Below are 18,768 nucleotides of genomic sequence, written 5' to 3' on the forward strand. Positions count from 1 at the left end.
CGCAAAACTGTGATCCTTCACAGAGATAAACTAAAAAATAATAAATCCAAACTGACAAATTCCGAAAATTAAACAATAGTTAAAGTAGTTAAGATTTTTTGTTTATTTGAAATCTCAGTGTTTTTGAGGTAATTGTGGGGACTTACGATGAAAATGACCACATTGGATAAAGGTGAAGATTTTACTTTTGAAGATTATCAAAAGCAGGGAACTTCAAATGATTCTTTTTACCTGAGAGAAAAGAAGAATTCTTTTCGTCTTAAGCCTCTTACAGTTGCGGTAAGTGTAGTTCTCACAGGATTAGCCTTATCCAATCAGGTTAAGGCTGATAAAGACTTTGATTCTCCATGGATAATCGAAGGAACAGAAGATCTTAGTAGTCATAATAAATTTAAAGTACCTGGCGATAATCCTAATACTTTAGTAACAGCCACAATTAACGGAACTGTAAATTTTTCAAATTTGAATCATTCTTGGCTTTACACTAGCTATAAAGACGAACTGCCATACAATAGTTACAACAGCATCACCGTATATGGTCAGATAAATGGAAGTAATAACCATTCTAAGCCAAGTAATCTTATAGGAGCGTATACAACTAGCCAATATGGTTCAAGTATACAAAACAACAACAATACCGTAATCTTTAAAGCAGGAAGCAGTGTAAATAATCTATACGTATATGGAGCAAAAATAGATAATATAGTAAATTCTGGAAATAAATCTGCGTCAACTGATTACAATACAGTGATCATTGAAAAAGGAAGTAATTATCAGGGAAATGCTTATGTAGTTGGCGGATATGCTCTTGCAAACAACACTGCTACTGCATCTAATAATAAAATAATTATTGGCTCAGGAAATTTCAGTAGCGCAATTGTAGCAGGTTGGACCTCAACTTCCGATGATAATCAACAAGCTACCATGGTCGGTAATGAAGTCTATCTGTATGGTGATGCAGATGTAAGCGGTGCAGATATTTATGGTGGAGTTAGAACAAAAGCAGATCAACTCAACGAAATCAAAAATCCACAAAATACTACTGTAATTGCAGGAAATACCCTAATCTTTGGCTATAACAACACACCTTGGTCCCCAGCTAACTATACGGTGGGAAGTGTAAATAATTTTTCTACAATACGCCTTGATAATGTTATCTGGGGTAAAACTATTACCATTTCAAAACTGACTAATGCATCCACGGATTCCACAGTAACTAAAATCAATGCAGAAAATGTAAGCTTTTCCGGTGTTGAGATGCTTTATCCAGGAGACAGCTACGACATGCTGACCGTTACAACTGTAGAATCAGGAAGTCTTGGCTTATCTTCTGAAACATCGACCTATACTTTAGGCTCCTCACTTGGAGGTATCGGTTACACAAAACTTAATGGAAATACTGTTACCTATACTGTTACCAGTCTTGAGACTCAGCCTCAGACTCATACTTCAGCAATGACCATGTCAGCAGGTACAGTTGCATTATCCCAAGGCGCAGATACACTGTCTGCTTCAGGATTTAATCTTGCCAATTCGGGCCTCACAGGAGTACAGGATTTCTTTGCTGTTGGAGGAGGCATGGCTCGAGTTAAAACAGGCTCTCATGTTAATGTGAATACCTTGAACTTTTCAGTTGGTATCGGTAACAACGTTCAGAACGACTACGGAATGCTGTCAGTGGGAGGAGCATTTGAAGCCGGCTTTGGTAAATTCAAGAATCACTTTAATGCAGGCCAGGCTGACCCGTACATCAAGAAAAACGGAGATTTCACCTATTACGGTATTGCAGCTTTAGCAAATATGACATTTGAGAATCTATGGCACGTAAACGGAGCTTTAAGATACGGACGCTTAAAAACCTCTCAGAATAGAGCCCTATACAATTTTGCAACAAAACTGGCCTACGATATCGATCTAAGTTCTTATTACATGGGTGCTGAATTAGGAGTAGGAAAGGTTATCAAATTTGACGATCTTAACTCCCTGGATCTGTACGGAAAGTATTTCTTCCTGCATCAGGAAGGAAACACCTTTCACGCGGGCGGTAAATACGAGCTCTCAGATGTAAACAGTCACCGTTTAAGACTAGGGGGAAGATACTCTCATAACTATACACCAACAGCTGCTCTATACACGGGACTGGGTGCTGAATACGAATTTGACGGTAAGGCTGAGCTTAAAGTGGATGGATTGATGGCTGAACCTTCCAAGACAGACGGTTTTAGAGGATTCGGTGAACTTGGTGTTACTATTACACCGGCATCAAATAAGGGACTTATTTTTGATTTTAGTGTCAAAGGTCTGTTAGGAGAGGGGTTTAGAGGTGCCTGGGTAAATGCAGAAATGAAATATATGTTCTAACTTTCACCAGATATGCAAAAGCCAGACTACTAAAATCTGGCTTTTTTGTGTTTATTCGTCGTTTTCGACTTCTTCAATAGCCTCAAAAGGACAAACTGACTGGCAGGCTGCACAATCAGCGCACACTGAGGCTTCAATCTGAAAAGAGCCGTCATCCTGCTGTTCAATAGCTCCGCAAGGGCATATATCTTGGCATTCGCCACATTCTGAACAAACTTCTTTGTTAATTACAAACATCGGTTCCACCATATTGGTATGAATAATTCTTGTGGAGGCATATAATACTCTATATTTTTGATTTTAAAAAGGCTTATATATGGACGAGATTAGAGAGAATTTATCAAAAGTCCACCAGGAGATTATCTCCTCATGCAATAAATACGGCAGATCTGAAAATGATGTCAGCCTGCTGTGCGTATCAAAAACAAAACCTGAAGAAAAAATAATAGCAGCCTACAACTGCGGAGAAAGACATTTCGGCGAATCCTATGCAGTGGAAGCCAGTGAGAAAATAACACATCTCAAAGAACTAGGCTACAGGGATATCATCTGGCATTTCATCGGCCCAATCCAGAAAAACAAAACCCGCCTTATCGCTGAACATTTTGACATGGTCGAAAGTCTGGACAGAGCAATAGTGGCCACAAGATTAAACGATCAGAGACCAGAGGGCTTACCTCCCCTTGAGGTTCTCATTCAGGTGAATATCTCCGCTGAAGATCAGAAATCAGGCTGTGATATCAGCGAAATCGACTCACTGATAGATACCATTCAGAAGTGCCCAAAACTGAAACTCAGAGGTTTTATGGGCGTGGGTATGGATACCCCTGATTTTGAGATAATCGATAAGGAATTTTCAAAGTTAAAGTCTTTATTTGATGAATATTCAAAGAAATTAGAGGACTTTAATATACTTTCAATCGGCATGACCCATGATCTGGATATTGCAGTAAAGAACCAGACCACAGAGGTTAGAATCGGTACAGCTATTTTTGGCGCAAGAGAATACAAGACTATGACAACAGACAATCAGAACATCGCCTTCATTGGCGGCGGCAATATGTCAACCTGCATCTATGAAAGCATTATTGCCTCAGGCTTTAATCCACAGAATATTACCGTATCAGGTCCTCATCTTGAGAAGCTAGAGAAATTCAAGACCAAAGGTTCAGTAATCACTACTGACAATATTGATGCCTTAAAGAATGCAGATATCGTCTTCCTGGGTGTAAAACCACAGATTCTGACCTCAGTTTTAGATGAGATTGCAGCATCTGGTGTTGCTCTAAACCATAAGCTGTTCGTCTCCATGGCTGCGGGCTACAAACTAAGCTCAATTGAAGAGAAGCTGAATACAAAGAAAATCATCCGTATCATGCCTAATACCCCTGCAAAACTTGGCTTAGGCGTAATTGCTGTAGTTTATGACACTGAAGTAAGTGAAAATGAAAAGCAGCTAAGCGAAAAGATGCTGGCAAAAATGGGAACCTGCATTGTCGGTGATGAGGATAATCTTAATGTTATCGGTGCTGTCGCCGGCTGTGGCCCAGCCTTTGTATACAGATTCATGGAAGCTTTAATTGCTGAGGCAGTAGCTCACGGACTTTCTGCAGACAATGCAAGAAAAATTGTCGAGCAAACTGTTCTCGGATCAGCTAATATGTCTATTAAAAATCAGGACTGCACCCTGGCCTCACTTCGTGAAGCAGTTACCTCAAAGGGAGGTACCACCTATGCTGGTCTTTGCAAGATGACTGAAGGCAACTTTGAGCAGGTTATGAAGAATACTGTTCAGGCAAGTCTTGATAGAACATACGAATTTGAAAAAATGTTTTAAACGGAAACCAACATGCAATTAAATTTTTACATTATGCTTGCAGAAGCAGTAATCATCCTGTTCGAACTGCGTTCTTTAATGCAGAGCTCAGGTATTGATTACTACCATCCTGCAACTCAGCTTGTAGTCAAACTGACTGAGCCTGTAATGAAGCTGCTGCCATTCAGAAACAGAAGCATTAAAGGCTTTTACTACGCAGGATTTATTGTTGCCTTCGTACTGTCCGTGATGTTCTGGTTCGGCTTAATTACTATCTATGGCGGTTCAGTGAATATCACCGCTGTTATTATGTATGGCGCGCTAATGACAATTAAGAGTTTTGGTTATCTGCTGCTGTTCCTGCTTTTAGCTCAGGCTTTATGTTCATGGCTGCCTGCAACCAGAGGATACAGCTTCATGTTCGGACAGCTGACCTACCCTATTGTGGCACCAGTGCAGAAGATTATTCCTCCAATCGGAATGATTGACATCTCTCTGATGATTGTGATGATCGCAATCTTTGCCCTGAACAGACTGGCCTATTCAATCTTTGGCCTGACCTGGGCAATTCTATAAAAAAAATCTCCAGTCATTTTGATGGCTGGAGATCTTCTTGAAACTAATCTACCGCTTACTCAAGTGTAAACTCTGGAATCTCTTCCTCAACTTCTCCATCTGAGTCAGCCTTAGGGACTTCAACTTCCAGTGAAGTTATCTTCTGATATCCGCGTGGAAGCTTGTCGCCCACATTGGTTCTAGTTCCAATTCTATCCAGAATCTCTCTGTAGTTGAGTTTAAGCACTTTCTTACCAGAATGAATAGTCAGTGAAGCTCCCTCAGGGATAATCGCCATAGTAGCCAGACCATCACCACCAATGGTTACTGTAGCGGTATTCAGGCCCATAAGCTTATTGCCCTTTCCTGAGGATAATTCAGGCAGTTCCTCCAACTTGTAGAACAGCAGACGTCCGGCCATACTTGCTACAGCCAGAATATCAGTTTTTCTATCTATAACTTCAACAGGAGGCAGAATCACCGCATCCTCATCCAGATTAATTAAAGCTTTACCTGCTTTTGCTCTGGACTGCATATCTGTAGATAGGGTAATAAATCCCTTACCCTTGTCTGAAGCAACCACCAGATACTTATCCTTTCGAGGTACAACTACGTGACAGGCTTTTTCACCTGGCTGGAAGTTTACCTTGGCAGATAAAGGTTCACCCTGTCCTCTTGCAGAAGGGAGATCTTTAATATCAACACTGTATACTCGACCTAATGTGGAGATAAAACAGGCCTGCTCATTAGTCTTACCGGAGGCTTTGGAGAGGAATTTATCTCCAGAACGGTAATTTAATGAAGACGCATCCACATCATGACCGGAAGCAGCACGTACCCAGCCCATCTTTGAAAGAACAACTGTAACCGGAGTACTTGGAACCAGATCCTCTTCCTTGATGGCAACGGCAGCATCTCTTTGTACCACGCGACAGCGTCTCTCATCGCCGTAGAGTTTTGCATCTGCAAGGATTTCTTTTTTCAGGAAAGTCTTAAAGCGGGCATCTGAGCCTAACAGAGTCTCAAGATGTTTCTTCTCTTCATTAAGCTTATCCATCTCAGCTTTAATCTTGACTTCCTCAAGTCTGGCCAGCTGACGCAGCTTGGTCTCAAGAATATATTCAACCTGGGCATCTGACAGACCGAATCTTTCGATCAGCTTGCTCTTAGGATCATCCTCATGACGGATAATCTCAATAACCTCATCGATATTGAGCATTACCAACATGAAGCCTTCTAAGAGGTGCAGTCTCTTGTTTACAGCTTCAAGACGATGTGACAGTCTCTTTTTAACGGTTTCGGTTCTGAATACCAGCCACTCATTCAGGATTGTCTTTAAATCCTTGACTGCAGGCTTGCCGTCAAGTCCCAGAATATTGATATTTACTCTGTAGGTGTTCTCAAGTGAGGTTACAGCATACAGATGCTCCATCAGCTCATCGATATTTACACGGTTAGAGCGTGGAGTAATTACAATACGGATTGGATTGTTTCTGTCTGAGGCATTGGTAATATCAGAAACTAAAGGCAGTTTCTTCTTGCCCATCAGATCAGCAATCTGCTTTTCGATGGTTCCAACGGAAACCTGATAAGGCAGTGAGGTAATGATAATCTCATTCTTCTCAACAGTGTAAACGGCACGCTGTCTGATTGTGCCACGGCCAGTCTCATAAATTTTTCTTAACTCCTCGGTGGAGTTGGTAATCTCTGCTGCACAAGGATAATCAGGAGCAGGAACAAACTGCATCAGATCAGAAACTGAAGCCTCAGGCTTATCAATCAGATGAACCACAGCATTAGCAATTTCATTAAGATTATGAGGAGGGATATCGGTAGCCATACCCACTGCAATACCGGTGGTGCCGTTTAAAAGAATATTTGGCAGTCTTGCTGGAAGATATTTTGGCTCGTCTACTGTTCCATCAAAATTTGGAATCCAGTCAACACAGCCGGTATTCAAATCCTGCAGAAGCACTTCAGAATAAGGAGCCAGTCTGGACTCGGTATAACGCATAGCTGCAAAGGATTTAGGATCTTCCACGTCACCCCAGTTACCCTGACCGTCAACCAGAGGATATCTGTAGGAGAATGGCTGAGCCATAAGAACCATAGCCTCGTAACAGGCGCTGTCACCGTGTGGGTGATACTTACCCAGTACTTCACCAACAGTTCTTGCTGACTTTACATGTTTGGCTTTAAAGTTGATGCCGAGCTTAGCCATGGCGTACACAATTCGACGCTGCACCGGTTTCATACCGTCAGCAACTGAAGGCAGTGCACGATCTCTGATTACACTCATGGAGTAATTCAGGTAGGCATTTTCAGCAAACTGCTGTAAAGGCATCAGTTCGATGCCTTCAAGGCTTAAATTTCGAATTTTTTCTTCTGACATCTAAATTTTTCTCACACAACAACGACCGTTGCGTTTATAATTTATATATATAACTATTATATTTTAAAACAATACAGCAAATAATTTAAATTTTTTTGTGTACTTCGATTCATGGTATGCGTTATGAGATATGTACGTTTTTTATCAGCTTTAGCATTAGTTAGCTGTATTTTTTCTGCATCTGCAAAGAATGTTCACGATATTCCAGATTCACTTCTGGCAAGAGCTGTCACATCTTCTATTCCTTATGATGCCCAGTTTGATTACGGCAAGCAGGGGAAGTCTGCAGATTTCATCAATTCCATCTATCCTGATTATCAGTCATCAGCATCTGTAACCAGTAAGCCTGTAAACACCACAAGTCTCGCATCAAAGGCAACCAATACAGAAACTGTTACCCACTCATCTTCTTTCACCAACAAGATTGTTGATAGAGTGATTGTAAACAAAAGAGCTCATCAGATGATTCTGATGAAGGACGGTCAGGAAGTCAGAAAATTCTGGATTGCTCTGTCAGACAGACCTGAGGGTAAAAAGATGTTTGAAGGTGACCGCAGAACACCTGAGGGAACCTATATTCTTGATTATGTAAAAAGACGTTCAAGCTTCTACAAAGCAATTCATATCTCTTATCCTAATGCACAGGATATTGAGAATGCGCGTAAGTACGGCAGAAGACCTGGCGGCATGATCATGGTTCACGGTCAGCCAAATTCAAAGAGAGAGTATCATGACTCAATACAGAGAACCAACTGGACAAACGGCTGTATCGCTCTTCTGAATCCAGACATGGATATCTTCCTTTCCATGGTGGATGAAGGAACTCCAATTACAATTAATCCTTAAGCATATTATTCTCCTGGCAAAAGCTCACTTAAATGTGAGCTTTTGTGTTCTCGGTGAAAATTACTTCTGACTCAAAGGAATTGTCTTAATTACCCGTGCAGGAACTCCACCTACAATTGTATTAGAAGGAACGTCCCTGGTAACCACAGCTCCGGCAGCTATCACAGCTCCATCGCCAACAGTCACCCCCTGCAGAACAGTTGCATTTGATCCTATCCATACATTTTTACCTATCGTTATAGGTTTAGGCAGAAGACAGCCTCTTTTCTCAGGATTTAAATCATGATTCAACGTAGCCAGAACCACATTGTGCCCAATTAAGGATCCATCACCTATGATTATCCCTCCCTGGTCCTGGAAACATACTCCACTGTTTATTGTAACCTTGCCCTTTAAGTGAGTATTCTGACCAAAGTCTGTATGAAATGGAGGAAAAAGGACCAGTTTTCCTTTTACATTCTCCCCGGTTAGCTCCGAGAACAGTTCTTCGATTTCTTCAGGAGTATGATATGAGTTGTTGATTTTTGAGGTAATTTTTAAAGCTCGCTGGGTCATTTCGTGACAGAATGGAAAGGCATCAGACGTTACTTCTACCATTTCCTGATTATTCATCTTATTTAAAAAAGTTGTTAAATCCATTTCTTTCTCAGGAGACTTATTTAGAAGACGATAGGGAAAAGAAAATCCGGATGTTTCCACCCGGACAACACAAACATAAGGACGTTTATATCTTATTTAAGATTCTTGTTGAAGAAATTCTCAATCTGATTAAAAGGAATCTTATCCAGATGATCATACAGATCGGCATGAGTTGCCCCCTTTACTACAATCAGCTCCTTAGGAGATGAAGCTGCCTTGTATACATTATCTGAGAAATACTTTGAGTGGGCCTTATCACCAGTAATCAGCATTAGAGGACGAGGAGACAGTTCCTTGATATTATCCATTAGGCTGAAGTTAAAGAAGCCGTATGCTGTGGTTGAATCCCAGGCAGAGGTATTTGAGTTAATAGCTCTTGGATGATAAGCTCTACCAATGTAATAGCCATAGAAATCCTTTGAGACAGGGTCGGCATCTGCTGGCAGAGTATCAGGGAACATCTTGTCAAAAGTCTGGATATTACCGTTAGCATCAACACCTAACTCATGAGCACCGCGAATTGATTCACCGCTCTTGGCCTCGGCATCTCTCATTTTGGCTAAATGCTGCTTAACAATGTTTCTTTGCTCATCTGTATAGTATGCACCGTTATAATGGTCAGAAATACTCTCAGACATGTCGTACATAGCTGAGGTTACAACAGCTTTAATACGGACATCGTTTGATGCTGCAGTAATTGCCATTCCAGAAAGACCACAGATACCAATTGCACCAATCTTCTGTGGATCAACAAAGGTCAGATTGCTGATAAAATCAACTGCAGCGCTGTAATCCTCAGTAAAGATCTCAGGTGATCCCATATTACGGCGAACACCAGATGATTCACCTGTCATTGAAGGATCAAAAGCAACAGTAACATAACCTCGCTTAGCCATTTCCTGAGCGTATAGACCAGATGACTGTTCCTTAACCGCACCAAATGGTCCAGTAATTACCAATGCACTGTATTTTTTAGTGTTATCAAAATCTTTAGGCAGATATAAGTGACCTGCAACCTCAAAACCGTAACGATTTTGGAAAACTACTTTCAGAACTTCAATGCTCTTATCAACATTGAAAACACGAGTATCATCTTTTAAAGCCTCAACAGAAGCATTCTTCATCTGAGAAGCCTTTGCCACAACAGATAGAGGAACCTCATTTGCCATTACATTAACAGAACTCATAAGCATTGCTCCTGCAATCATTGAAGTTACAAATTTATTAAGTTTCATATAGGTCTCCGTGGTAGTTTAATTTATTTTTTCTGCTCGATTTTTCTGATTAGATAATCAAGCGTATCCAATTCAAATTGAACCTTTGTTAATTTTTCTCTTAGGCATTTTCTTTCACCTTTTAACTGTAAAAGCATTTTGCCAAGTTCTTCGTTCTCATAACATTCAGCACAGGATTCACACATTTCATCAGAGCAACCAGCATCAGATAAACTCTTTATAAGTTGCTGCTTATACGTTGTTACTGCTTTCATATGTCCTCCCTGTGCAATTAAATATACATTGAAAAAATATAATGACAAATGGTAATATTTCATTACGGATTATTCTTATTTGGAATAATTTATAAAGATTGACAGGTTAAGAAAAAAAAATGGATATAAAGCTATTAAAAAATTTTTTACAGATCGCTCGCCTTGGCAATATGACAAAAGCATCTCAAATGCTTTATATATCTCAGTCAGCACTATCCAAACAGATGAAAGAACTCGAAGAGGAGTTTGGATGTAATCTTTTTATTCGCCAGAAAGAAGGCATGATGCTGACTGAAGAGGGATACATTCTGAGAAAACGAGCTGAAGATATTGTTTCTCTATTTGAAAAGACTAAACAGGACTTCGAAGATTTAGAAAAAATTACCGGAGGAGATATTCATGTGGGAGCAGCGGAAACCTGTCATATGGATATATTTGCAAGAGAACTTTTAGCATTCAGAAAAGATTATCCCAACCTACGCTGTCATATTATCAGTGGCATGACTGAACAGGTTACACAAATGCTTGATCGAGGACTTTTAGATATTGCCATCATTTCAGGTCAGCCAAACATCGAAAAATACAATCACATAAGATACCCGGCAGAAGATCAGTGGGGAGCTGTTGTTGCCAAGGGGCATCCCCTCTCAAAGGCTAAACGTATAACAGTAAATGAATTAAAAGACTATAACCTTATGATGTCGACACAGGGCTTATCTGAGGAGATTCGCAAGTGGTGCGGTCAGTATGCTGATTTACTGAATGTCAGCGATACAGTCAATCTGGCTTATAACGGTTCTGTATTTGTAAAAGAAAATGTTGCCGTATTACTATCGTATAAGGGACTCGCAAATACATCAGACGAAAACAGTCTGTGCTGGATTCCCTTATATCCAAAACTAACCACGCCACTATACGTGATTTGGAGAAAATACCAGGTATTTACTCCTATCGTGGATCTGTTTTTCAAACAGCTTCTAGCATCTTTTGAAAATGCAAATACAAAAAATTATTAAAAATCGATTTCACTATATGAATTATGAAACACAAAATCCAAACATAGTTATATCTATTTTTTGTCTGGTCATTTTTGTTCATGATTCTAGGTGAATATGTTCATCAGAGGAATTACTATTCCTCAAATCCTCGTCATTCTTTCCTATGGCAGCCTTCTCAAAAGCAGAGAGAATTCTGTTACTTTCTATAGTGAAAATGGTATAGGCAAATATGGCAGATATTATTGCTGAAATCAGAGGGATTCCCTTTCTTATTATCTGAGTTAAGGTATTGTTAGTAAGCTTTACTCCAAGCGCTTTGCAGACTTCTCTTATAAGCTGAGGCAGTAGCAGTTCCTGATGTTTCTGCAGCTGAGAAATAAGCTGCTTCTTAGCCTGTTTGGCCACAAACTTAAAGGCCTTGTTCGCCTTGCTTACTCCTGCTCCAACTCCCAAAGCAATAATCATCATGTCACGAAATTCCTCTTCAGTCATACAAGGAGGAAACCCGTAAATATAGGCAATTTTCTGAGAAAGAACAAAAGTATGATAAAAGAATTGAACAGTATCCACAGGAACAGCAACAAAAATAAAGATACCGCCTGGGACACCACAGGCAGCAGATAATGCCGATAATCCAGTCCTGTGGTGGCGTCTAATCTTCATGGCAAGAGCCTTCAGCTCTTCGGATGACAGGACTTCCAAAGGTGATGTTTTAATGGCCTGATCTATCTGATCTGAAGTGCATCCTGCAGATAATAAAGCTTTTCGTAAAAAGCGCTCGCGATCGACCTTAATAAATGGAAGTTTGAAGGTTGCATTTAAAGCCTTTAAGAGAAACAGATCTCGTGTTCTTGGTTTAGTGGCAACTGTTTCAGTCATATACGCGACACTTTTACAACTTGCTATATCATTAGATGAGCACCTTTAGTCCTCTGGAAACCAGATTGCAGAAAGATTAGCGTCATCATCTCGGTGCTCGTTAAAGAAGATTTCAACAGCTTTAATATCATTCTTTAAGGAACCTTCAGCAGCTACAAACTGAACCGTAGCACATAAGACCTGATCAGGCTCTCCGATATCAGGGTCAAACTCATCCTTTTCATCAGCATTTCTCAGCGAAATTTCCATGGAGTAGTCTTCATCTGTATCCAGTCTGTATAGCCTGTCATAGGCATCTTCGTCATTGATAGGAAGAGCATCTGAAGCCAATATATGGAAAAGATCAAGTGCATAATCAACGTAATCGTTGAACTCATCTTCAGTTAATGCATTAATATCAATCATTTGAAACTAGTTCTCCGCCGGTACAGAATACAGCCTCTGATACATGGTGCAGAGTATTCAGACAGCCTTTTTTAAAGCTGTTAGAAACCTCATCCCACATATTCTCTTGAACATAGCAGTTCTTAACCTTGACAAGACATATGCCTTTATCCTCAAACAAAGCCTTGTCGTTAAGCTCACACTCAAAGTAAGCCAAGGCGCCTTTGATAACCGGTAACTTAAACAGCTCGGATTCCTCTGTATCAACCTTCTGTTCAACAAACTTGTTAACAGAACAGTCCCGACCATGAATAGATCCAAGCTTCAGGATTTCATCAATCTGATTAGAATTTGGAACAGCTACAACAATTTTACTGCCATTACGAATATTCTCGGAGGTAGTATGGCCTTTATCCAGAACCAGAATCAGCTCATCAGTATCAAATGGGCAGTTCCAGGCTGCGCTCATACCGTTAGGGACACCATCTTTAGATTTGGTAAAGATACAAATCATCGGACCGCCGGTAAAAGCTCTATATGCATGGTTTAAATCAATATTCTTATACATCCATAAGTCCTTAGTTATTTTGTTTGGACATAACACGGTAAGAAAAGAATAACACGAATTGAATTTTTTAGAATAGTGGCTATTGCACAGAATGGTTAAGAAAGATGGAATATTGAGAAAAAATGAGATGACAGAAATGAAACAGCCGCATAAAAATGCGGCCATTTGAAATTACATTATTGAATCAAGCTCTGCTGGAGGCCAGTTCTCTAGGCGCATACCAAGAGATAATCCTCTCTCAGCAAGAACGTCCTTGATCTCGGTAAGTGATTTTTTACCAAGATTTGGAGTCTTAAGAAGCTCAACTTCAGTCTTCTGTACAAGATCACCAATGTACTTGATGCCTTCAGTCTTTAAGCAGTTAGCTGAACGAACAGTTAACTCAAGATCCTCAACAGGACAGATCAGCTTAGGATCAATTAGAGGACGGAATGAAGCATCTTCAGCAGGTGCAACAGAATTTCTGATATCAACGAATGAATTTAACTGATCAGCAAAAATGGTTGCAGCAATTCCAACAGCATTCTTTGGATCAATTGTTCCGTTGGTTTCAATGTCTAGGATTAACTGCTCTTTCTTGTCAGCAAGTGGTGCAGTGTGAACTGCAACATTTAAAACTGGGCAGTATGAAGCGTCAATCAGTAGACGACCAATAAATCTTTCTTCAGTGCCATCAACATGTGGATGATTTACTGAAGGAACATATCCACGACCACGGGTTACGTGAAGGTGCATATTAAGTTCTTTGTTTTCTTCTGTCAGATGACAGATGATCTGCTCAGGATTTCTAATTTCGATGCCAGCAGGACACTGAATATCACCTGCAGTTACAGGGCCAATGCCTTTCTTTCTAATATGAAGAACTGGTTCATCTCTTAGCATTCCTTCAGCAGCTACAGCAACTTCTTTTAGATTTAAAAGAATAAGAAGAATATCTTCTTGTATGCCTTCTACTGCACTGTATTCATGCACTACACCATCAATTTCAACTGCGGTGATGGCATATCCAGGAATAGAGGACAGCATAATACGACGGAGTGCTGTGCCTACAATTTGAGCATAGTGTGGCTCAAATGGCTCAAGAATTACACGGCTTATATTATGAGAAAGCTCAGTAACATCTTTTATGTTTGGCTTAATAGAATCAATGATCTGATCCAAGGTCTCACCCTCGTTTTTAAGTACAGTTAGTAAGCTATAAAATCTAAATGGGCGCAGTTATCCAGCGCCCATAAGGATTTTTATTCAGCTGCAGATGAATCTTTTGACTCTTCAGCAACTTCTGGGCGGTCAGTTAGCATGATGTAAGCAACTGGTGCTCTATCACATGCACGTAAACCAGCCTTTAAGATACGGGTGTAGCCGCCGTTACGGTTAGCAGATAGCTTACCGATAACAGTAAATAGCTTAGCTACAACTGCATCGTCACGTAGACGAGCAAAAGCTAAACGACGGTTAGCAACAGTATCAACCTTAGCTAGAGTGATTAATGGCTCAACGAAGCGACGTAGTTCCTTAGCCTTAGGAACAGTGGTCTTGATTACTTCGTAAGTGATTAATGCCTTAGCTAGGTTACGGTACAGAGCAGCACGATGTGCTGAAGTACGACCTAAATGACGGCCACTTAAACGATGACGCATTTTTAATTCCTTCTAAAACAGTTATTTGTTTGGCACACGAAGTCCTGCAGGAGGCCAGTTAGCCACACGCATACCTAAAGACAGATTTCTCTGAGCAAGAACATCTTTAATTTCATTTAATGACTTCTTACCTAGATTTGGAGTCTTTAGAAGTTCAACTTCAGTTCTTTGTACCAAATCGCCGATGTAAATGATTTGCTCCGCTTTTAAGCAGTTTGCTGAACGAACTGTAAGCTCTAAATCATCAACTAGCTGCATTAAAACAGGGTCTGGCATTGGAGGAGCAGCAGGAGTAACAACTCGCTCACTGATTTCTTCCTTATCAACCAGATTTACCATGCTGTCACAGATCAGGCCAGAAGCCTTCATTAAGGCAACCTCAGGAGCAATAGTTCCGTCGGTTTCCATATCAATGACTAATCTGTCTAAGTCTGTACGCTGCTCAACACGAGCTGACTCAACCTCATATACGTAGCGACGTACTGGGCAGTAGTTAGCATCGATCAGAATAACGTCCTCTGACTCAGCAGGAACATGGTCCTCAGAAGTAGTTGTAACATAGCCACAACCTGAGGTAATGCGAAGTTTCATCGACAACGAAGCCTTGGCACCTTTTAAAGTGCAAATACGGGCTTCAGGGTCAACAAATGATAAATTATCAGGACATACGATGTCAGAAGCGTGAACTTCTCCCTCGCCACGTCTCTCAATTGTTAACCAAACAGGCTCAGTAAGAGGCTCTTTTGAAGTAATTGCAAGTGATTTTAAATTCATAACCACTTCAAAAATACTTTCAACAAGATCATCCTTTTTGCTGTTTACGTTCTTTACGCCCGCCATCTGGAAAGCATCAATTGCGGTTCCAGACAGGGTCTTTAGTAAAATTCCACTTAAAGCTACACCAAGAGTATAACCGAAACCACGCTCAAGAGGCTCAAGCACTAAACGTGCATGATTTGGGCTGATTTCATTATAGTCAACTGGCTTTGGCTTTAGTAGTTCAACAACAGACACTAGAGATACCCCACATTGTTAAAGCGGTGCTGGCAATGTTGCCTAAATTACTTAGAATACAATTCGACGATCAGTGCTTCCTTGATATCAGAAGGTAGCTCTGCACGCTCAGGATTGCTCTTATAAGTACCCTTCATATGATCGTGATCAACATCGATCCAAGTAGGTTTTGTAGCACGCTGACCGCTTAAATCGATAGCTGCCTTGATACGTAACTGCTTCTTAGCCTTTTCGCGAACAGCTACAACATCAGAAGGCTGAACCTGGTAAGAAGGAATGTTTACGATCTGATCGTTTACAGTAATAGCCTTGTGGCTTACTAACTGACGTGCTTCCATACGAGTTGAACCAAAACCCATACGGTAAACAACGTTGTCTAAACGAGCCTCTAGAAGCTGTAACAGGTTCTCACCGGTGTTACCATTCATTCTTGAAGCTTTCTTGTAGTAGTTACGGAACTGACGCTCTAGAACGCCGTAAATACGACGAACCTTCTGCTTCTCACGTAACTGCATGCCGTAATCTGATAGACGTGCTTTGTTTGCGCCATGCTGACCTGGTGCAGTATCTAACTTGCACTTGGTGTCAATTGCGCGAACGCCTGACTTTAAGAATAAGTCTACACCCTCACGGCGGCTTAATTTCAGGGCTGGACCTGTATATTTTGCCATTTATCTTTCTCCAGAAATTGAACTCGACAGGTTATACGCGACGCTTTTTAGGTGGGCGACAACCGTTATGAGGGATAGGGGTAACATCAGTAATGTTAGTGATCTTGTAACCCTGTGCATTTAAAGCACGGATTGAAGACTCACGACCAGGACCTGGTCCCTTTACCATAACTTCAAGGTTCTTAACACCGAACTCTTTTGCAGACTCGCCTGCACGCTCAGCAGCAACCTGTGCAGCATATGGAGTAGATTTACGTGAACCACGGAAACCTGAACCACCTGCAGTTGCCCATGAAAGAACGTTACCCTGACGATCTGAAATGGTTACGATAGTGTTGTTGAAAGATGCATGGATATGAGCTACACCGTCAGCAACCTGCTTCTTTGAGCGCTTGCTTGAGCGAGCCTTGTTATTGATTTCTGCCATCTAAAGCTCTCCTACTTCTTAATGCTCTTACGTGGACCCTTACGAGTACGTGCATTAGTCTTAGTACGCTGACCACGTACTGGTAAACCTCTGCGGTGACGTAAACCACGATAAGTACCTAAGTCCATTAGGCGCTTGATGTTCATAGAAATTTCACGGCGTAGATCACCTTCAACGGTGAACTTGCCAACTTCGGCACGAATCTTGTCGATGACAGTCTCGTCTAAGTCTTTTAACTTAGCATACTCATCAACACCAGCGTTAGCTAAGATCTCGCTAGCGCGGGTTGGGCCGATGCCATAGATTGACTGTAATGCAATCACGGCGATCTTCTGATCAGGCACATTAATGCCAGCTATACGGGCCACTATTGATCTCCTATAACATAGGTCGGTTTAAAACAAAGGCTGTCGCAAAGCCCGTTAGGATACGCGACAACCGCTATAGTGCACTTTGGCATGTCAGAAAAGCACCAAGATTTCTCTTAGTGCTTTTTAAGCTGTATGATTATACAGATTTTAATCTAAATATGCAACATAAATTGCATATTTAAAGCATTAGCCCTGACGCTGCTTATGCTTTGGATTATCGCAGATAACACGTACTACACCATTGCGACGAACAATTTTGCAGTTGCGGCAAATCTTTTTAACTGAAGCACCAACTTTCATTTTTATTCTCCAATTAACAAATATTAACGACCGTAATTTCTTAAATTTGCTTTACGCATGATGTCGCCATACTGCTGATTCATCATGTGACTCTGTAACTGAGATACGAAGTCCATGCATACAACAACAATAATCAATAATGATGTACCACCGAAATAGAACTGAACGTTAAACCAGTTCATAAGTAACTGTGGAACAAGGCATACTGCTACCATGTATAAAGAACCACTTAAGGTTAGACGAGTCATTACCTTATCAATGAATCTTGCTGTCTGCTCACCAGGACGGATACCAGGAATAAAGGCACCACCCTTCTTTAAATTCTCTGCTACTTCACGAGGATTGAACACAAGTGCAGTATAGAAGAAGGTAAAGAATACGATAGCAGCTGCATATAGTAATTCATATAAAGGCTGACCAGGTTGTAAGAACACTGAAATGCTGCTTAAAACATTAGCTACAGCATTATCGCCTTGGCCGAACCAAGATACAACAGTACCAGGGAACAGAATAATTGATGAAGCAAAAATTGCTGGAATAACACCTGATAAGTTGATCTTTAATGGTAAATTAGAGCGTGGCTGAGAGTAAATTCTGTTACCCATCTGGCGTTTAGCGTATTCGATTACGATCTTACGCTGACCGCGCTCAACGAAAACCACGAAGAAGGTCACTAGGACCACAACTACACCAATAAGTAGCAATGCGATGGTTGATAAATCACCCTGACGTGACTGCTCAAAGGTTCTTGCAAGTGCTGAAGGCAGACCTGCTACGATACCTGCGAAAATGATAAGTGAAATACCATTTCCAACGCCACGCTCGGTAATCTGTTCACCAAGCCACATTAGCAACATAGTACCGGTTACTAAGCTAACAGTTGTTACAAAGTAGAAACCGAAACCAGGATTATCAACTAATCCAGGCATCATGTTTGGAATACCGGTTGCCATACCAAAAGCCTGAATTGCAGCAAGGAGCACTGTTGAAATACGAGTGTACTGGGTAATCTTACGACGACCAGACTCGCCTTCTTTACGAAGAGCAGCTAAATCCTTATTAATAACAGCAAGCAATTGGATGATAATTGATGCAGAGATATATGGCATGATACCTAATGCTAAAACTGAAGCACGCTCTAAAGCGCCTCCAGAGAACATGTTGAACATGCCAATAATGGTTCCGCTTTGCGAATCGAAAACGCGTTGAAGTACGTCAGCATTCACACCTGGAACAGGAATATATGATCCAAGTCTGAACATAATTAAAGCAATAACAACAAATAAAAGACGCTGACGTAACTCGCCAGAGCCCTTAGTCTGCTGATTTGCCATTTCGCGACTTCTTTCAAAAAGCGACTTTCTAGCCATGCAAAACCTCATTAGGGGGCTATACAGCCCCCGTTAATAACTAGCCTC

Annotated in this window: 21 protein-coding genes; 5 read left to right on the plus strand and 16 right to left on the minus strand. The window is 40.9% G+C overall.

Annotated elements, in window-relative coordinates; genetic code table 11:
• The first annotated feature begins 147 nt into the window (after positions 1 to 147).
• Positions 148 to 2,361, plus strand: coding sequence for an autotransporter outer membrane beta-barrel domain-containing protein (locus BM308_RS04625; protein ID WP_074943255.1), 2,214 nt, complete (start codon positions 148 to 150; stop codon positions 2,359 to 2,361).
• A 51-nt stretch (positions 2,362 to 2,412) separates the two neighbouring features.
• On the opposite strand, the gene BM308_RS04630 is transcribed toward BM308_RS04625, so the two are convergent.
• Positions 2,413 to 2,598, minus strand: a complete 186-nt coding sequence (locus BM308_RS04630; RefSeq protein WP_074943257.1) for an ATP-binding protein — start codon at positions 2,596 to 2,598, stop codon at positions 2,413 to 2,415.
• 79 nt (positions 2,599 to 2,677) lie between these two features.
• Here BM308_RS04630 and BM308_RS13320 point away from each other — a divergent pair, with 79 nt between their 5' ends.
• Positions 2,678 to 4,198: a YggS family pyridoxal phosphate-dependent enzyme gene (locus BM308_RS13320; RefSeq protein WP_074943259.1), complete on the plus strand. Its 1,521-nt coding sequence runs from the start codon at positions 2,678 to 2,680 to the stop codon at positions 4,196 to 4,198.
• A 12-nt stretch (positions 4,199 to 4,210) separates the two neighbouring features.
• The gene (locus BM308_RS04640; protein ID WP_074943261.1) at positions 4,211 to 4,753 is read left to right on the plus strand and encodes a YggT family protein; all 543 of its coding nucleotides are present in this window, start codon (positions 4,211 to 4,213) and stop codon (positions 4,751 to 4,753) included.
• Positions 4,754 to 4,808: 55 nt separating this feature from the next.
• Here the strand turns inward: BM308_RS04640 and parC are convergent, their stop codons facing one another.
• The gene (gene parC / locus BM308_RS04645; protein ID WP_074943263.1) at positions 4,809 to 7,124 is read right to left on the minus strand and encodes a DNA topoisomerase IV subunit A; all 2,316 of its coding nucleotides are present in this window, start codon (positions 7,122 to 7,124) and stop codon (positions 4,809 to 4,811) included.
• A 123-nt stretch (positions 7,125 to 7,247) separates the two neighbouring features.
• Here parC and BM308_RS13180 point away from each other — a divergent pair, with 123 nt between their 5' ends.
• Entirely contained in the window at positions 7,248 to 7,970 is a 723-nt protein-coding gene (locus BM308_RS13180) for a L,D-transpeptidase family protein (protein ID WP_083425446.1), read from the plus strand.
• Between the two features lie 60 nt (positions 7,971 to 8,030).
• Here BM308_RS13180 and BM308_RS04655 read toward each other — a convergent pair whose 3' ends face one another.
• The 3 genes from BM308_RS04655 to BM308_RS04665 all read right to left on the minus strand — a co-directional run bounded on the left by BM308_RS04655 (position 8,031) and on the right by BM308_RS04665 (position 10,098).
• On the minus strand, positions 8,031 to 8,609 hold the full coding sequence (locus BM308_RS04655) for a sugar O-acetyltransferase (protein ID WP_074943366.1): 579 nt from the start codon (positions 8,607 to 8,609) through the stop codon (positions 8,031 to 8,033).
• A 92-nt stretch (positions 8,610 to 8,701) separates the two neighbouring features.
• Positions 8,702 to 9,844, minus strand: a complete 1,143-nt coding sequence (locus BM308_RS04660; RefSeq protein ID WP_306705292.1) for an alpha/beta hydrolase — start codon at positions 9,842 to 9,844, stop codon at positions 8,702 to 8,704.
• Between the two features lie 23 nt (positions 9,845 to 9,867).
• Positions 9,868 to 10,098, minus strand: a complete 231-nt coding sequence (locus BM308_RS04665; RefSeq protein WP_074943265.1) for a hypothetical protein — start codon at positions 10,096 to 10,098, stop codon at positions 9,868 to 9,870.
• A gap of 119 nt (positions 10,099 to 10,217) precedes the next feature.
• On the opposite strand from BM308_RS04665, the gene BM308_RS04670 reads away from it, so the two are divergent.
• Positions 10,218 to 11,114, plus strand: a complete 897-nt coding sequence (locus BM308_RS04670) for a LysR family transcriptional regulator (protein WP_074943267.1) — start codon at positions 10,218 to 10,220, stop codon at positions 11,112 to 11,114.
• A 78-nt stretch (positions 11,115 to 11,192) separates the two neighbouring features.
• Here the strand turns inward: BM308_RS04670 and BM308_RS04675 are convergent, their stop codons facing one another.
• The 11 genes from BM308_RS04675 to secY all read right to left on the minus strand — a co-directional run bounded on the left by BM308_RS04675 (position 11,193) and on the right by secY (position 18,720).
• Entirely contained in the window at positions 11,193 to 11,975 is a 783-nt protein-coding gene (locus BM308_RS04675; RefSeq protein WP_074943268.1) for a hypothetical protein, read from the minus strand.
• Between the two features lie 45 nt (positions 11,976 to 12,020).
• Positions 12,021 to 12,380 (minus strand): hypothetical protein, encoded by a 360-nt coding sequence (locus BM308_RS04680; protein WP_074943270.1) that lies wholly within the window; start codon positions 12,378 to 12,380, stop codon positions 12,021 to 12,023.
• Entirely contained in the window at positions 12,373 to 12,927 is a 555-nt protein-coding gene (locus BM308_RS04685; RefSeq protein WP_074943272.1) for a flavin reductase family protein, read from the minus strand. The genes BM308_RS04680 and BM308_RS04685 overlap by 8 nt, the downstream gene beginning before the upstream one ends.
• A 171-nt stretch (positions 12,928 to 13,098) precedes the next feature.
• Entirely contained in the window at positions 13,099 to 14,088 is a 990-nt protein-coding gene (locus tag BM308_RS04690; RefSeq protein ID WP_074840882.1) for a DNA-directed RNA polymerase subunit alpha, read from the minus strand.
• Positions 14,089 to 14,168: 80 nt separating this feature from the next.
• The gene (gene rplQ / locus BM308_RS04695; protein WP_031490551.1) at positions 14,169 to 14,567 is read right to left on the minus strand and encodes a 50S ribosomal protein L17; all 399 of its coding nucleotides are present in this window, start codon (positions 14,565 to 14,567) and stop codon (positions 14,169 to 14,171) included.
• Positions 14,568 to 14,588: 21 nt separating this feature from the next.
• Positions 14,589 to 15,581, minus strand: coding sequence for a DNA-directed RNA polymerase subunit alpha (locus BM308_RS04700; protein ID WP_074943274.1), 993 nt, complete (start codon positions 15,579 to 15,581; stop codon positions 14,589 to 14,591).
• A 47-nt stretch (positions 15,582 to 15,628) separates the two neighbouring features.
• Positions 15,629 to 16,252, minus strand: coding sequence for a 30S ribosomal protein S4 (gene rpsD / locus BM308_RS04705; RefSeq protein WP_031490553.1), 624 nt, complete (start codon positions 16,250 to 16,252; stop codon positions 15,629 to 15,631).
• Between the two features lie 31 nt (positions 16,253 to 16,283).
• Entirely contained in the window at positions 16,284 to 16,679 is a 396-nt protein-coding gene (gene rpsK, locus BM308_RS04710; protein WP_031490555.1) for a 30S ribosomal protein S11, read from the minus strand.
• Between the two features lie 11 nt (positions 16,680 to 16,690).
• Positions 16,691 to 17,047, minus strand: a complete 357-nt coding sequence (gene rpsM / locus BM308_RS04715; RefSeq protein WP_031490557.1) for a 30S ribosomal protein S13 — start codon at positions 17,045 to 17,047, stop codon at positions 16,691 to 16,693.
• A 189-nt stretch (positions 17,048 to 17,236) separates the two neighbouring features.
• Positions 17,237 to 17,350, minus strand: a complete 114-nt coding sequence (rpmJ, locus tag BM308_RS04720; protein WP_031490558.1) for a 50S ribosomal protein L36 — start codon at positions 17,348 to 17,350, stop codon at positions 17,237 to 17,239.
• 23 nt (positions 17,351 to 17,373) lie between these two features.
• Positions 17,374 to 18,720 carry a preprotein translocase subunit SecY gene (gene secY, locus BM308_RS04725; RefSeq protein WP_143098565.1) on the minus strand — a complete coding sequence of 449 codons (1,347 nt, stop codon included), beginning with the start codon at positions 18,718 to 18,720 and terminating at the stop codon, positions 17,374 to 17,376.
• Between the last annotated feature and the right edge of the window lie 48 nt (positions 18,721 to 18,768).

The sequence above is a fragment of the Succinivibrio dextrinosolvens genome (assembly GCF_900116345.1).
In the GTDB taxonomy this organism is placed as follows: domain Bacteria; phylum Pseudomonadota; class Gammaproteobacteria; order Enterobacterales; family Succinivibrionaceae; genus Succinivibrio; species Succinivibrio dextrinosolvens_B.